Here is a 13973-nt window from a genome sequence, read left to right as displayed (position 1 = left end):
GGCGGAGTCACCGGTCACGGGTCCTGGGAGGTCAGCCGCGCCGGTCCAGGGACTGCTGGATAGCGGTGCGCAGGGAGGCGAGGGTCAACGGCTTGGGCAGGGCGACGTCAGCTCCGGCGTCCATGGCTTCCTGCACCGATGGCTCGTCGGGGAAGGCGCTGATGACCACGACGGCCGGCTGGTGCAGGTCGTGCGAGGCGCGGATGCGGCGGATGATGTCCAGCCCGTTCATCCCGGGCATGTTCACGTCCAGGACGGCCACGTCGAAGTGCAGGATGCGGACCAGGTCCATGGCCGTGTCACCGCTGATGGCGCTGTGCACCTCCAGCGTGGAGCCTCCGACCTTGCGTGCCAGGACCCGGGCCAGGGCTACGTCGTCGTCTGCCAGCAGGAGCCGACGGCGGATGGGCGCTGCGGTGATGGTGCTCTTGCGAGGCGGGAAGGGCAGCTCGATGACCGAGCTGTACTTCTCCAGGAGGCTGGGCGCGGTGCTGCTCATGTCGTCTCCGGTGCTGCTCGATGGCCAAGGACAAGAGGTGCTGCGGCACTGCAGCCACACCGGTCAGGTCCAGGAACCTGGCGCCGATGCCGCTCGGGCGTCCGTGGGCGGCTGGATCGGCCTGGGAGGGATCGGCAGGAAGCGCCGGCTCCTTGAGCGGTGAGTCAGGACGTGGTTGACCGGGGCCGTGGTTGACCGGGTCGTGGTTGACCGGGTGCCGCGACCGGTGGGCTGTGCTGGTCGATGCGGGGCGTTGCACCTGAACGGACCGGCCGGCTCGTTCAGCTCATGTGCGCAGCTCAGGCACTGAGCTGGCGGGGGATCTGCGGGTGGGGCGAGAGGGCGGGCGGTGCGTCCAAGTCCTCTGGGTACTGGCGAGAGGTCACCGCGCAGGCGAGCAGGGTGATGTCGTCGCCGGTTCGCTTCAACGCTGCGGTGAACTCATCGTGCGCGGTCAAGATCCCGTCCAGGACGTGGTTGAGCAGCTGGGTGGGACGGCTGCCCCACCCACGCCCGAACGCCGCCTGCTGGGCATCGTGCGCTGTGGGCGTCAGCTGCGGCAGCAGCTGTGGCAGCACGAGGTCGTCGAACTGCCGCCCGTGTCTATCACGTGCTTCCAGCAGGCCATCGGTGACCAGCAGGAAGCCCGCGAAGGTTTTCAGGCTCACGTGGTGGACGCCGTAGCTGGGCTGCTCCTGCACACCGAGGGGAGGATCGACACCCGCAGGCACTCCCGCAGGCACCTCCGCAGGCACCTCGGCAGGCACCTCGGCAGGCACCTCGGCAGGCACCGACGAGAGCGCGGACGCCGCGGCCGCTGCGGTCACCGAGGATGGTGGGGTCGATGGGCGCATGGGGGACGGGGTGGGCAGGTAGGGCAGCATCAGGGGAGCCGGGTGCCCGGCCGAGGCCCACCGCAGCAGGTCGCGTGAGCGGTCCACCACGACGCACACCGCGCTGGCCAGGGCAGGAGCACCGGTGCGGGCGTCATCGCCGATGGCCAGCACGAAGGTGTTCAGCTTCTGCAGGACCCGCTCGGGGTCCTGACTGGCGCTGGCGTGGTTCACGCTGACTTGGCGCAGGTGGCCTGCGGTGATGGCCACATCGTGGCCGTGGCCGGCGACGTCGCCCACGACGATGGTCACCGCGCCCTGTGGGCTCTCGCTGATGCAGAACCAGTCACCGCCGGCGCTGGCGCCCTCGACCGGACGGTGCGCAGCGGCGAAGGCCAGGCCGGGCCGCTGCACCGGGGCGGTGGAGGCCAGCGTCCGGTTCAGCTCGCGCATCGAGGCGATGGCCTTCAACCGCCCGGTCGCGGTGTCGATGCGCGCCCGCAGCTCGGCGATGTTGAAGGGCTTGCACAGGTAGTCATCGGCGCCGGCGTCCAGGCCGTGGACGACGTCGACGCATCCAGAGCGTCCGGTCAGCAAGATGATCGCCACCTGGCTGGCCGGTCCGTTCTCCCGGCGGATCGCGCGCGCCAGCTGCAGCCCGTCCATCCCGGGCATCTGCACATCCAGCAGCAGCAGGTCCGGGCGAAGCCGCTGGTACTCCTGCAGCGCGCTGAGCCCGTCGGCGCTGGTGTGCACCTGGTGTCCCCACTGCCGCAGCCGCAGCGCTAGCAGGTCCCTGATCTGCGGGTCGTCCTCGGCCACCAGTACCCGCACCCCGGCACCGACCCGCTCAGACACCGCAGCGGTAGCGGCAGGTACCGCCTCCGCACCACGGGCGTTCCAGACATCGACCACCGACTGCCCTGCGTGAGCGTGCGCGCTCATCGCCACCTCCTGCCAGGCCACCGCGCACCGAGGACCTCGATGCGCGTGCTCCAGCTTCACCGGCGCGCCGGCCGGCCAGGAGCGCACTGAGTGCTCATCACCCGCTCCCGCGCTCACATCACCCGTTCCCATCGCAGAGGCTCGCTCCACCACCGCAGGGCGGCGCCACGTGCATGGGGGTCGGACGCGATGGCCTCACCCTCACGTCTCCCACCCACTGCCGACTGTGCTCCAGCCGCAGCGCAGCAGCGGGAACAGGAACCGGCTTCGATCAGGACCATCTCTCACGGCGCCTGGACCGGCGCATGCGAGGCGTCTGGCTGGTCGGTGCCTGCACCGGTGTTCGCCCCATCCGGATTGCCGACGAGTCCCCCATCGCATGACCTCATGGTCGTCGCTGGCCGCACCACCCCTCCCCCCGCCCTCTCGGCGACCTTCCCGGAACGGTCGCCGCCGGTGATGGGCCGAGGGCCTCGGCCCGGTACGCGGACCGTCCCCCGTCGATGAACCGGGTCAACTCGTCGGCCAGCCGAAGCGCCGCCGCCGTGTTTCCCTCGTCCTGCTCACGCGTCAGTTGCTGAGCCGCGCGCAGGACCGTCACGGCTGTTCCTCGTGGTCTCCATGGACGGCGGCCGAAGGTGTCCAGGTGCGCGTCGGCGGTCCGCGTCAGGGGTCCGGCCCTGGCGCCCTCCACGGCACGGGCGACGGCCAGCAGCAGGTGCGCGAGGGCGCGGGCGAGGTCGTCCACCTCGTTGCCGGACGTGCCACGCACTGCCGCGTGGCGCAGGTGCGGGAGCAGACCCCGCACGACGTCGACCGGGTCCGCGGGTCGCCGGGCAGGACGGCGGTGCTCGCCTGGAGGTCGCGCGATCGCGCTGCGGTCGCCACCCACCGGGCGCCACGTGCGCTGCAGGCGGGGCAGGCTCAGGTCGTCGGACAAGCGGCTCCCGCTGAACCACACCGGCCGCCCGTCGCGGTTCCGGTCTCCAGGCCAGGCCACCGCGTAGCCGGTGACCTGGCCCGGGTCCTGGGCGCTGTAGCGAAGCTTGACCAGCAGGCCGCGGGCCCGCAGGTCCACCAGAAATGCGGCGGTGCCGTCGCTGCTCAACGCCGCCAGGCGCACCTCCCGGCGCAGGATCTGGCGGCTGGACTCGGCCCGGCCCTGGCGGGTGGCCTTCTCGTTCTCCGCGCGCGTGGGACGGCGGGTGGCGGTGCTCTCGCGCGGCGGGGTGCGGCGCAGTCCGTAGCGCTCCTCGAGCTCGCGGCAGGCCTGGCCGAGGCGGCGGTAGTCGTTGGAGGTCCGCGCGCTCGTGCCGTCCTGGCGGGCGAGGGTGACCAGCAGGTGCACGTGGTCCTCCGCGTGGCGCACCACCACCCACCGGCAGGCGCCGTCATCACCCGCGGGAGCGAGCCCGACAAGGTGCAGGGCGTGGCGGGCGGCATCAGCCCACTCCTCGTCGCTGAGCCGGCGGTCGTCCGGGGCGGCGCGCAGCGAGGCGTGCCACACGGTCTTGCTCAGCCGGCGCGGCAGCGCAGCCAGCGGCTGCTCCAGCACCGCCGTCAGTGCGCGCACGTCGTGGCGGCGGCCGTCATGCGTGGGCTGCCAGCCGGCGAGCGCCTGCGGGTCGTCGCCGTCCCACGCGGCCACTAGATGCGGATCGGCGTGCTCGTTGGCGCGCCCGGGGCCGAAGAGGTAGCGCAGCAGCCCGGCGGTGTCATTGCCGCGGCTGACCTTGCCGATCACGAGGGAGCCTCGGCGAGGAGGCGCTCGGCATCAGCTCGGACGCGCTGCGCGGTGCGGACGGAGACCTCGTGCCCGGCGGTGCGCAGCACGTCGGCCAGAACGACGGCTGTCGTGTGCGGCCGTCGGCGCAGCTCAGCGACGGCGACGTCGAGCCGCGCACCGTCTGGAGCGCGCCCGGCGCGAAGCGGCGCACCAGGAACCGCGCCGACTGGAGCGCGTTCGCGGCACCTGTCGCGGCCGTCCGTGACGACGTCCTCGACCTCAGCGCCGGTCTCGAGCCCGTGACGAGGTCGGTCGGCCGCTGCAGCCTGCTCGTGCGGCGCGCGGGCAGGAGCGGCGATGGGACCGGCGAGCACGCGCTCGCGCCACAGGTTCCACGTCTCGCGCGGGGCGAGCAGCCAGCGCGCCAGCGGCAGCTGCGGTTCGCGGGTCGGCGGCGCGAGCTCGTCCGTGGCAGCGCGCCGGGCACCGGCGGCCACGGTCTCGAAGCAGACGACGAACATCGCCGGCGGGACCGCGTGCAGCAGCCGGCCGGACCAGGTGGGTGAGGCGGCCCCGTTGGCCAGGACGGTCAGCGCGGAGAGGGTGATGACCAGGGTCCGCAGCAGCCGGGCCCGGCGCCCGGCGCGGGCGGCGAGGACGACCTTGAGGCTGAGCACGACGATGCCGACGTCGAAGGAGAGGGGGACGACCGGCGCCAGCCACGGCGGGAAGCCGCCGACCTCGGCGGCCAGGTCGCGCAGCGTGGTGTAGCTGGCGGTGAAGCCGATGGCGATGAGCACGGTCACGCCCAGCGCCGCGACGCGCTCGACGGTCTGGTCGAAGCGACTCGTCCTCTGACCGGCCTCCACCGCACGCTCGGCTGGCCAGTGCTCGGACACGGCGCTCACCGCGCTCCCTGCTCGCCCTGCTCGCCCTGGGCCACGGAGGCCGGGTCGTGTGCCCGCGTGTCTGCTCGCAGGTCCGTCGTGGTCGCGACCGCGGGCGTCGCGGCTCGGGCGGGCGCCGACCGACGGGTGGCCGCAGCCAGCTGTGCGGCCACCTCGTCCAGCCGCGCGACCGCTCGGGTGGTCAGCGTGACGGCGCCGGCCAGCCACTCCGGCGGCCGGCCGGTCGCGTTGAGGGCGGTCACGGCCTGGTTGACGTTGACCGCGAAGCGGCGCACCTGGCTGCGGGCGGCCATCACCTCCACCAGCGCGGTGCGCAGCGGTGCCGTAGAAGGCGCCTGCGCACCGCGCGCAGCAGCGATGGCCGCTTCGGCGGCGTAGCCGCTGACCGTCAGCCCCGCCAGGCGCGCCGCGGCCGCCAGCGCGGTGAACTCCTCCTCACTGCAGCGCAGCTTGACCTGCCGGTTGCGGCCCGGGGAGACGTGCAGACGGTCCCTACCTGGGGTGCGCACCCGCGCGCTCACGCCACTCCCCCGGCGCCATCGGTATTCCTGAGTTCGGCGCCACGGGCGCCCGCTCGTGCCGGACCGCGCCCGGTCCCGCTGGCCTCGCGCTCGAGGCCAGCGCCGCACGCACCGGCCGGAGGCCGTGCGCGCGGGCGCATCTGGGGACCAGATGCATATCTTGCTCCCGCCCTCCCAGCGCTCAGCCCCGTTGCGGTGCACCAGGTGCCGGTGACGACCCCCAAGAACTGGGCAGGCTCGACACCCGTCACGGTCGCCAGCCGGGTCACCCGCCGGCCCGCCCGTCCAGCAGCTCGCACGCCCGGCGCAGCACGGTGGTGCGCGTCACCGGCATGCCCTCACCGGCCAGCTGGGTCCGTGCTCTGGCCTGCAGCCCGACGCGCTGCCCGCCGAGCTCGGCCAGGCGCCGTTCCATGGCAGCCAGCTCCTCCACGTCCAGCGCACCGCCACCGATCTGGCTGGCCGCGCCGGCCACCTGGTCCCACCAGGGGCCGGCCTCGGCCAGGCGCATCGGCGACAGGCTGGCCGGGTCGGCGGCCACGGCCAGCAGCGCGGGGACGGCCAGCTCGGCCGGCCAGCCACGGCCGCGCACCGCTAGGTGCAGCGCGGCGGCCACGCAGTGCGAGGCCCAGCGGGTGGCCGACAGCCCCAACGAGCGGCGAGCCGCCATGCAGCGGGCGGCCAGCTGACCGACGTCCTCCACGCCGCACCGGCGCAACAGCTCGGCATCCACCTCCTCCACCCGACGACCCGGACCGCTGGATGCCGCAGGCGGTGCGCCAGGAGGAGGGGGTGTGCTCTGGGTAGGAACCTCTGGGTCGTGCCGCAATCCTGCGGCCACCCTGCCCGCGCCCGTGCGGCCAGGGACCGCCGCAGAAGTGCGGTCAGGGGTGGCCGCGTCCGTGCGGCTACCCGTGGCCGCGCCCGCGCGGCCACCACTCGCCCCGGGCGGGGCGGCGGTTGGGGTGGCCGCAGGAGTGCGGCTACCTGCTGCAGGCGGCCGCGCGAGCGGCTGCTCCACGGGCAGCGGGCCGGAGGTGCGCACGTGGTAGCGGTTGGACAGGTACTGCTGGCCGCTGCGCCGGTGCTCCACGCGCACGATGCCGGCAGCCACCAGTTCGCGCATGGCCCGGTCGACGGCGTCCACCGAGCGGTGCATGCGCCGGGCCAGCGTGGTGCGCGAGGGCATGCGCTGGCCAGAGGTGCCGCCGTAGCGCAGCAGCAGCGAGTACAGCCGGAAGGAGGAGTCCGGGACGGCGGCGTCGATCACCCACTCCGGCACCAGGGCGAAGCGTGGCTCTTCGACGATCAGCGACACGTCATCACCCGCACCGGGCGGGTCGTCGGGCGGGGCGCTGGCGCGGGGCAGGTCGGTGGGGCGGGACTCGAACGAAGAGGGCGCCTGCTGGTCAGGCGCGGGGGTGGGTGGGCGCGTGCTCATGGTTCTCTCCGCAGCATCTCGAGGGCAGCCGCGGGGGGCGCACGTCCCGGCACGAGGCGGACGCGCGCTCACACCGCGCTAACGGATGCGCCGGTACCGCCCGGTCCAGCAGGACCGGGCGGCACCGGCGTGGAAGAGAAGTCGCAGGTCACAGGGCCAAAGGCCCTCAGTCGGCACCGCCCGGACGAGAGCCGGGTTGCCTTTTAATCCGCGGGTTCAGGGTTCGAGTCCCTGGGGGCCCACCCACTCTGACCTGCAGCGATGCTGCAGCGACTGATGCGCCCGGCACCGGGCCGCAGCAGTCTTGCATCAGTCCACCCCCGACGAGCACCGCGTGCCGGGCCGCCGCGGTCCAAGTGCCGGCGGCACGGTGACCCCTCGAACGGTGGCAGACCACCCGTGCGGCGCAGCCAGGAACCGCGGCCGTCGGTCGACACCACCAGGGCACCCACCTTCAGCGCACGCACAGGAGTTCCCCATGACGCAGCAGCCCAGCCCCGCCTCCGCCGAGCGGCGCGTGCCCGCTCGCGCGGTCGTCGTGGTGGCAGCGCTGGGGCTCTTCGCCGCGGGCGTGGCCGCCGGCGCCGGGGGCAGCGCGGCCACGGCGGACGCCGCGACGCCGGCCCCCACGGTCACCGTGACGGCTGCGCCCACCGCGACGCCCACGGTCACGGTGACGGTCACCCCGACGTCCGTGCCGACCATCACGGTGCCCGCATCGGCCCTGCCCACGCCGTACAGCACCTGGCCCAACGCGGCCGAGATCTACGACAACCTGGTCCACGACAAGCAGTGCGCCGCGCTCGACCGCGACTCCCTTGAGTGGGCCCTGCACTGCTCCCCCGCCGCCCGGTGAGCGCCTGGCGCGAACAGGCGGCGTGCGCGGAGTGGGTCGACGTCTTCGACGCCACCTTCGACGGCACGTACGCGGGTGCGGAGAGCCTGGCCTTGGCCCGTGCGGTGTGCGAGGCGTGCCCGGTGCGCCGGCCGTGCCTGCGCGACGCCCTGGCCGCGGAGGCGGCCGGTGAGCCGCGCTACGGCGTGCGGGGCGGGCTGATGCCTCGCGAGCGCAGCAGGCTGCAGCGGGCGAGCGCCTGAGGTCACAGCTCCCCGCGCCGCTCGGCGCGCTTCTCGTCCAGGAAGACAGTCATCGCGTCGGACAGGCGTCGCGGCCGCCACGGCCGGCGCATCTTCCAGCGATCACGCGGCGGCTCGGGGCGGTCGTCGTCGACGACCGCCCCGCGCAGGTCGCTGATCCACTCCCCCAGCGGCGGCTGGTCACCGTGGCCGAGCGCGAGCAGCTCCTGACGCCGGTGCTCGGGCAGCCATACCCACCAGACGTTGAGGTCGTGCCCGCCCCACCAGAAGTCCGGATGCGCGAACCCACCCTGCAGGTCGACGTCGCCGCTGACTGGGTCCTCGTGCACGATCACCCAACGTTGCAGCCGCCGCCGACATCGACGCCGGCCGCTGAGGGCCCGCGCCGGCGGCTAGGGTGCGCCGCATGAGCCTGTGGCCAGGTGAGGTGTCGCCGGGGGCGTCGCCGTCGCGCCAGGAGTGCGTGGCCGCCTTCTGGGACATCGTGGGCCCGGCCGTGGTGGACCTGGTGCGCAGCGGCAAGGTGGACTCGGCCGACTTCCCTGACGCTCCCGGCGCCGAAGAGCACCCGTAACGACGGCTGGTCCCCGTGCTCCAGCTCGAGCGGCTCCTGACGGCGGTGCTCGGACAGGTCGGCTACCCGAGGCATGCAGGTGACCCGCGCAACAACGTGTCCTACCGGGCATGCATGATGCCGATGCTAGAGACTGAGGGACCATTGCAGAGCTGGGGAGGCTAGCGATGAGCACCGTTGAGCTGCTGACGATCGAGCAGATCAAGGCCCGTCATGCCGCGCTGCTGGCGTCCGTCGGTGACGAACAGGCCTTCCGCCGGCGCGCGGAGGACTACCAGCTGAGCGCAGACGAGCTCGCCACCATGACCGAGCTGGAAGAGCTCGAGTGGCTGGTGGCCCAGGCGCAGTGAGCGACAGCGCCGACCTCGACGGCCGCTTGCTGCAGCGAGCTCGGGCGTTCGCTGACGAGCTCACCGGCCTCGTGCGCGGCGTGGTGCAGGCCCCCTGCGACCCGTTCCACGCAATCGCTGTGCGAGGTCAGCGAGAGGTGATCTCCATCCGGCAGGAGCCGGCTACCGGCATCTCCCTCACCGTCGAGGGTGATCCCTTGCTCAACCTGGTGGTCACCTACCGGTGCGCTATGGACACCACCGGCGACTACCTCATGGTGGAAGGCTCTTCGTTCGACATCTACGCCGGTGACCGTGCACGCGGCGAGCCCCTCTTTCGCTACGACTTCGTCCACGACGCCTTCCCGGGCGTCCCCGCGGCGCACATCCAGGTCCACGGCCACCGCGACGCCCTGGCCGCCGTCATGGTCCGTGCCGGCAGTGCCAGCCGACGGGGGCGCCGGCGGGCCAGCGAGCTGGGGCGGGGGGCGAGCATCCCGCACATGTCCGAGCTGCACTTCCCCGTCGGCGGCACCCGGTTCCGACCGTGCCTGGAAGACGTGCTCGAGGTCCTCGTCGAGGAGCTGGGGGTCGATCGCCGCGAGGGGTGGAGCGCCGCTCTGCGCGAAGGCAGGCAGCGGTGGCGGCACCGCCAGGCGAGGACCGTGGTCCGAGACGCTCCCGCGGACGCCGTCGACATCCTCCGCCAGCTGGGCTACGAGGTGTCCTGGCCTCACGACTCCCCCGAGCCTGAAGGGACACCGCACCGGCTCTGGGCTCTGTGACCTTCTCGAGCTCCTCCGCACTACTAGCCATCCCCTAGGTGCCGCGCCCCTTCCGCAGCCGAAGCCACACGTGCACGATGCCGATCCCGAGGATGACCAGAGCCGGCAGGATCGCCACCGACAGCGTCAGCCACGGCGGCGCATTCAGTACCTGACGCAGCAGGGCGCCCGACAGACCTGCCCAGGCGGCGGCGGCGAGGACCCAGAGAACCATCTCGACGACGGGACCGATCGGGTCTCCGCGGGGAACGCTCGCTTTGAGCGATGCAGCGAACCCAGGTCCCTGACCAGCCACTTCAAGCTTCAAGGGAGCCTCGTCGTCCGGAGCGTCGACAGGTGGCAGCTCGAGCGGCTCTGACGCGTCATCCTCTTCGTCCGCCATGCCGGCGCCCCTCTCCTGCAAGACCAGGCCGCCCTCAGTACAGACAGCCAGCGGCCGGCAGGTAGCTGATCGACCACCGACCGTAGGCTAACCGACCCTGCACGTCTGCGCATCACTAGTGCATCTCGTTGGTGCACCGCATCACATCGTTGTTGTTCACCTGATGCACTAATGAGGTGCATATGTCACCTGGTGACGCACTCTAGGTGCGACTATGGTGCGACTGCGGTGCCAGAACACATCGACGCCGTAAGCGACGCTTGCCGGCGTCAGCACGGCAACGCAGCGAGGCCGGAGGGAGTGGCGTCCCGACGACTCGACTCTCCGAGGTGAGTACCTCGAAGACATCGCGGTGACGGACGCGAGGAGACGCGCACGTGAGCACGACGGACATGAACTCAGCGGTGAACACGCCCGGCCGCGGGAAGCGGGCCGACAAGAAGGCCCTGCGTGTGACGGTCAGTCTGACTGACCGCAGCTTGGAGCGGGTCGAGCGATTGGCACGTGAGCTTGGTGGGAGCAAGACCGACACCATCAACCGCGCCATCGCCCTGTACGACCTCCTCGAGGAGGTCGAAGCAGAAGGCGGCCTGTACACGAAGGGTGAGGGTGGCCAGCTGGAGCGACTGAGACTTCTACGCTGACCCCACATGAGACAGTGCCCCCACCCGGCATGCCGGGTGGGGGCACTGTTCAAGGGCGACCGCCAAGCATCAACCGTCGCCAGCGCCCGGCCCCAGGCCGGTCAGGTCGATGGCGATCCGCCACAGCATGTACGCCACTCGGATGTAGGAGCTCAGGTCGCTTCGCGAACGACCTGCCGAGTCGGCGGACTTAGCGGTACGGTGTGACTCCTGGTGGCTATCAGGTGTCACGTTGGCCGGTCCATGAGAGCCTGCACAGCTCTCGTCGGGCCGGCCTTCGTCTTGCAGCGCGTCGTGCTGGTTGGGCCGCCGGAGGCGCGGCGGAGGCCTACTCCGCCATCGACGGCCCCTCAGACTCCACCAGATCACTGGTGTCCTCCTGGGAGGGAGTGTCCGCCGAGCCGGCGGATGGACCCGCGAAGGCGGTAGCGCCTTCGGGCTCTTCGGCGGACGCACGATCCGGCGCGACAGCCAGCGCCAGGTTGTACTTCTCCGCAGGGGTGGCGGGCTCGAACGGCCGCACGCCAGGAATGGGGGGCGGGGTCCACCGGTAGGTGCCGCGCCTCACGAGCTCGACGCCCTGAGTGTTCTTCAGGTTGGCCAGGGCCGTCCCGATGGCAGCGGACGGGCGCGGGCTGTCGGTAGTCCAGCCGTCCGCCACTGCCTCCTCGTACACCTTACGGATGGACAGCGACTGCCCGGGGTGCCGCTGAAGCACCGCTATGGCAGCAGCTGTCGTATTCCGCGACTTCCCCTCAGGCAGCGGCGAGACATCATCGCTCCGCTCTTCCATGACTACCGAGGGCTGAGGCACCACCGCACGGTGCTCGACAGGGTCGGTCTGGCTCTGAGAAGCCACGAGCTGCACGGACTCCCTACCCGCAGACCGCAAAGTTGCGGTGAGCTTGTCGAGCACCTCGACGAGCTCCGCCGGCACCGACACCTGCATGCCCATCTCATGGGCGTATTGCGTCGCCAGTGTGAGGCGCTGCAGCCGAGGCGTCATGCTCGCCAGCTCGCTGGCAGCCGCGGACGAGAGAGCCCCTCCGGCCATCCGCATCGCCGACTCGATGTCCATGCCCCGTACCGTACACCCACTTGGGGGCTTGCGCGAGTAACTGTCGGGGTGCCCCCGTAGCGACGGGGTAACCCTTGCGGTGACGTGTTTGATTCGTCGGGACGGCCCCGACACTCGGAGCCGAAAGCCAGTACCGGCTACCGGGTAGCGGGCGGGGACGAGTGGACGTCAGTGGGGTGCCGTCGGCGGCGCGCGGGTCCGCGAGCGGGGTGACCTGCTGGCGCACGCGCATGCCGCGGCGCAGCGGGACGACGATCGCCCACACCGCGACGGCCGCCCCGATGACGAGGGTGATGGCCGTGGTGATCTGGGCGACGAGCTGCTCGGTGACGGCGACGCCGAAGATGCCGAGGACGGCGACGACGGCGCCGAGGACCAGGCCGAGGGCGCGGATGGTGGCTGCGGCGTCCAGGACGGGCTCGGGGCGGTCGCCGGCTACGCGCAGGTGGCGGGGTCCGGGCTGCTGGGGCTGGGTGCTCATGCCGGCTGCCGGATCCACGCCTTGGACTTCACCCAGGTGCGCAGGAGCACCGCGCAGCGGCGGCGGCCGCTGTAGTCCTGCCCGCCGCGCTGGACGAAGAAGTCCCCGCCGGCGTTGGGGTCGGGGCTCTTGCCCTGCAGGTTGTGCCAGGCGGCGCCCAGGCACTTGCCGGCCGGGTCGCCGACGCCGGTGTAGCGGCGCTCCTCGATGACGTCGAGGACCTTGCCGAGGAAGAAGTCGTTATCGCCGAACTGCACGCCGTACTCGGGCAGGTACCAGGGCACGCCCTGGGCGGCGGCGAAGTCGGCCCAGGCGATGAGGCCGACGGGGCCGCCGTTCTGGGTGCGGGTGGCCTCGGCGGCCCACTTGGCCTCGTCGTTGGCGCGCGAGAAGTCGTAGTAGTCGATGCCGATGGCGTCGACGAACGCCTTGCCGGGGAACGACTTGCGCACGTCCAGGCTGGTGGAGGAGTCGCGGTTGGGCGACCACACGAGCTTGAAGCGCGCGTCGGTGCCGAACACGCGGCGGAACAGCGGCGCGACGACGTTCTGCCAGTAGCGCACGAAGTTCGCTTGGTCCGTCGAGTTCCGGACCGACCACTGGTACCAGTTGCCGTTGAACTCGTGGAAGGGCCGCACGTACACGGTGCCCTTGCGAGCGCCCCAGCGGTCCTTGATCTCCCGGAAGGTCTTCTCCAGCGCGGCGTCGATGCCGGGGTTGGCCCAGCCGCCGGCGAGCTTGTGCTGGGTGGCGATGTCGAGGTCGTAGTCGCCCAGGCGGCTCAGGGTTCCCGAGCCGTACTCCTTGCCGGCGTCGTCGATGGCCCAGACCTTGCCGTTGTCGGCCCAGGTGGCGTAGAGGCCGTGCTTGGTGCCGGTCCAGCGGTTGAAGTCGCCGTTGGCGGCGCCGGTGACCGAGGCGCCGATGGTGAACGGCTTGAACCCGCGGGCACCCGCGCCGCTGCCGCCGCCGGTGGCCGGCGTGCTGGGCGCTGGCGTGGCCGGACTGGTGGGGCTGAGCCCGGGCGCGGGGGCGGTGCTGACCAGGGTGGTGATGCTCTCGGTGACCGAGCGCGCGTCGGCGCCAGAGCCCGAGCGGCCAGTGACGGTGATTGGGTAGGGCGTGCCCGGGCGCAGACGGGTCAGCTCGAAGGGCTGGGCGGCACCGGCCCAAGGGTCCACGCGCTGGCGCCGTTGGCGTCGGCGCCGCCGCGGCCTAACCGCGCGTCGGCAGCTCAGACGTTGAACGCATGGTGGCGGTACTCGTGGGGGATTGCGCGCTTACCGGGCAGGCACCCGCCTTGGTGAAACGCTCACGCGATCGGGCTAGACGTCTCTCAAGTCCGCGATGGGGCAGGACGACCACAGCGCCATGGCCATCCCACATGCCCACATCGTCAACTTCAGCGTCACCACGGAGCTGTTCGGCAGCGGCCCCACACCGATCCGCGCCAACGCCAGCCTGATGGCTGCTCATCTGGGTGTTTCAACTCCAGCAGTCGTCGACCTGCTTATGGCGCTGGATGGGCGACGCATCGACAACAAGGTCTGCACCTTACTGATAGGCCTGTTCCCCGACACAGATGAGGACGGCCAGGAGATCCGGCACCGATCGCGTCGGCGGCTGGCTCATATGTACGCCTCATGGGAGGAGCTGCGGGAGTGGTACGCCGACATGACCGGCCTGCCGCTGCCGCGGGTCCAGACCATCCAGAAAGTCAACGCCTGAT

Annotated in this window: 17 protein-coding genes; 7 read left to right on the top strand and 10 right to left on the bottom strand. The window is 71.9% G+C overall.

Going from position 1 to position 13973, the window contains the following annotated elements; all coding sequences use genetic code 11:
• Positions 1 to 31: 31 nt before the first annotated feature.
• The 6 genes from AB8M62_RS04070 to AB8M62_RS04045 all read right to left on the bottom strand — a co-directional run bounded on the left by AB8M62_RS04070 (position 32) and on the right by AB8M62_RS04045 (position 6873).
• Positions 32 to 499, bottom strand: a complete 468-nt coding sequence (locus AB8M62_RS04070; protein ID WP_369054850.1) for a response regulator — start codon at positions 497 to 499, stop codon at positions 32 to 34.
• Between the two features lie 299 nt (positions 500 to 798).
• Positions 799 to 2277, bottom strand: coding sequence for a response regulator (locus tag AB8M62_RS04065; RefSeq protein ID WP_369054848.1), 1479 nt, complete (start codon positions 2275 to 2277; stop codon positions 799 to 801).
• Between the two features lie 385 nt (positions 2278 to 2662).
• Positions 2663 to 4021, bottom strand: a complete 1359-nt coding sequence (locus tag AB8M62_RS04060) for a relaxase/mobilization nuclease domain-containing protein (RefSeq protein WP_369054847.1) — start codon at positions 4019 to 4021, stop codon at positions 2663 to 2665.
• The gene (locus AB8M62_RS04055; RefSeq protein WP_369054846.1) at positions 4018 to 4911 is read right to left on the bottom strand and encodes a DUF2637 domain-containing protein; all 894 of its coding nucleotides are present in this window, start codon (positions 4909 to 4911) and stop codon (positions 4018 to 4020) included. Before AB8M62_RS04055 ends, AB8M62_RS04060 begins: the two co-directional genes overlap by 4 nt.
• On the bottom strand, positions 4908 to 5432 hold the full coding sequence (locus AB8M62_RS04050; RefSeq protein ID WP_369054844.1) for a plasmid mobilization protein: 525 nt from the start codon (positions 5430 to 5432) through the stop codon (positions 4908 to 4910). The genes AB8M62_RS04055 and AB8M62_RS04050 overlap by 4 nt, the downstream gene beginning before the upstream one ends.
• Positions 5433 to 5697: 265 nt before the next feature.
• Positions 5698 to 6873, bottom strand: coding sequence for a helix-turn-helix domain-containing protein (locus tag AB8M62_RS04045; protein ID WP_369054843.1), 1176 nt, complete (start codon positions 6871 to 6873; stop codon positions 5698 to 5700).
• A gap of 478 nt (positions 6874 to 7351) precedes the next feature.
• Here AB8M62_RS04045 and AB8M62_RS04040 point away from each other — a divergent pair, with 478 nt between their 5' ends.
• Positions 7352 to 7729, top strand: coding sequence for a hypothetical protein (locus tag AB8M62_RS04040; protein ID WP_369068713.1), 378 nt, complete (start codon positions 7352 to 7354; stop codon positions 7727 to 7729).
• Entirely contained in the window at positions 7726 to 7971 is a 246-nt protein-coding gene (locus tag AB8M62_RS04035) for a WhiB family transcriptional regulator (protein ID WP_369068712.1), read from the top strand. Before AB8M62_RS04040 ends, AB8M62_RS04035 begins: the two co-directional genes overlap by 4 nt.
• A 2-nt stretch (positions 7972 to 7973) precedes the next feature.
• Here the strand turns inward: AB8M62_RS04035 and AB8M62_RS04030 are convergent, their stop codons facing one another.
• Positions 7974 to 8300: a hypothetical protein gene (locus AB8M62_RS04030; protein WP_369068711.1), complete on the bottom strand. Its 327-nt coding sequence runs from the start codon at positions 8298 to 8300 to the stop codon at positions 7974 to 7976.
• 77 nt (positions 8301 to 8377) lie between these two features.
• Between AB8M62_RS04030 and AB8M62_RS04025 the strand changes: the two genes are divergently transcribed.
• The 3 genes from AB8M62_RS04025 (at position 8378) to AB8M62_RS04015 (ending at position 9659) form a co-directional block, all read left to right on the top strand.
• Positions 8378 to 8545 (top strand): hypothetical protein, encoded by a 168-nt coding sequence (locus AB8M62_RS04025; protein WP_369068710.1) that lies wholly within the window; start codon positions 8378 to 8380, stop codon positions 8543 to 8545.
• A 167-nt stretch (positions 8546 to 8712) separates the two neighbouring features.
• On the top strand, positions 8713 to 8895 hold the full coding sequence (locus AB8M62_RS04020) for a hypothetical protein (protein ID WP_369068709.1): 183 nt from the start codon (positions 8713 to 8715) through the stop codon (positions 8893 to 8895).
• The gene (locus tag AB8M62_RS04015) at positions 8892 to 9659 is read left to right on the top strand and encodes a hypothetical protein (protein ID WP_369068708.1); all 768 of its coding nucleotides are present in this window, start codon (positions 8892 to 8894) and stop codon (positions 9657 to 9659) included. The genes AB8M62_RS04020 and AB8M62_RS04015 overlap by 4 nt, the downstream gene beginning before the upstream one ends.
• A gap of 34 nt (positions 9660 to 9693) precedes the next feature.
• Here the strand turns inward: AB8M62_RS04015 and AB8M62_RS04010 are convergent, their stop codons facing one another.
• Entirely contained in the window at positions 9694 to 10041 is a 348-nt protein-coding gene (locus tag AB8M62_RS04010; RefSeq protein ID WP_369068707.1) for a hypothetical protein, read from the bottom strand.
• Between the two features lie 377 nt (positions 10042 to 10418).
• Between AB8M62_RS04010 and AB8M62_RS04005 the strand changes: the two genes are divergently transcribed.
• Positions 10419 to 10685, top strand: a complete 267-nt coding sequence (locus AB8M62_RS04005) for a ribbon-helix-helix protein, CopG family (protein ID WP_369068706.1) — start codon at positions 10419 to 10421, stop codon at positions 10683 to 10685.
• 328 nt (positions 10686 to 11013) lie between these two features.
• Here AB8M62_RS04005 and AB8M62_RS04000 read toward each other — a convergent pair whose 3' ends face one another.
• Positions 11014 to 11763 carry a hypothetical protein gene (locus tag AB8M62_RS04000; RefSeq protein ID WP_369068704.1) on the bottom strand — a complete coding sequence of 250 codons (750 nt, stop codon included), beginning with the start codon at positions 11761 to 11763 and terminating at the stop codon, positions 11014 to 11016.
• A gap of 477 nt (positions 11764 to 12240) precedes the next feature.
• Positions 12241 to 13425, bottom strand: a complete 1185-nt coding sequence (locus tag AB8M62_RS03995) for a glycosyl hydrolase (protein WP_369068703.1) — start codon at positions 13423 to 13425, stop codon at positions 12241 to 12243.
• Between the two features lie 166 nt (positions 13426 to 13591).
• On the opposite strand from AB8M62_RS03995, the gene AB8M62_RS03990 reads away from it, so the two are divergent.
• Positions 13592 to 13972, top strand: a complete 381-nt coding sequence (locus tag AB8M62_RS03990) for a hypothetical protein (RefSeq protein ID WP_369068702.1) — start codon at positions 13592 to 13594, stop codon at positions 13970 to 13972.
• The last annotated feature ends 1 nt before the right edge of the window (position 13973 follow it).

It is taken from the genome of Kineococcus terrestris (assembly GCF_041020755.1).
GTDB classification, from domain to species: domain Bacteria; phylum Actinomycetota; class Actinomycetes; order Actinomycetales; family Kineococcaceae; genus Kineococcus; species Kineococcus terrestris.
Note: the sequence above shows the minus strand (reverse complement) of the source record. Positions and strands in the feature narration are given on the sequence as shown.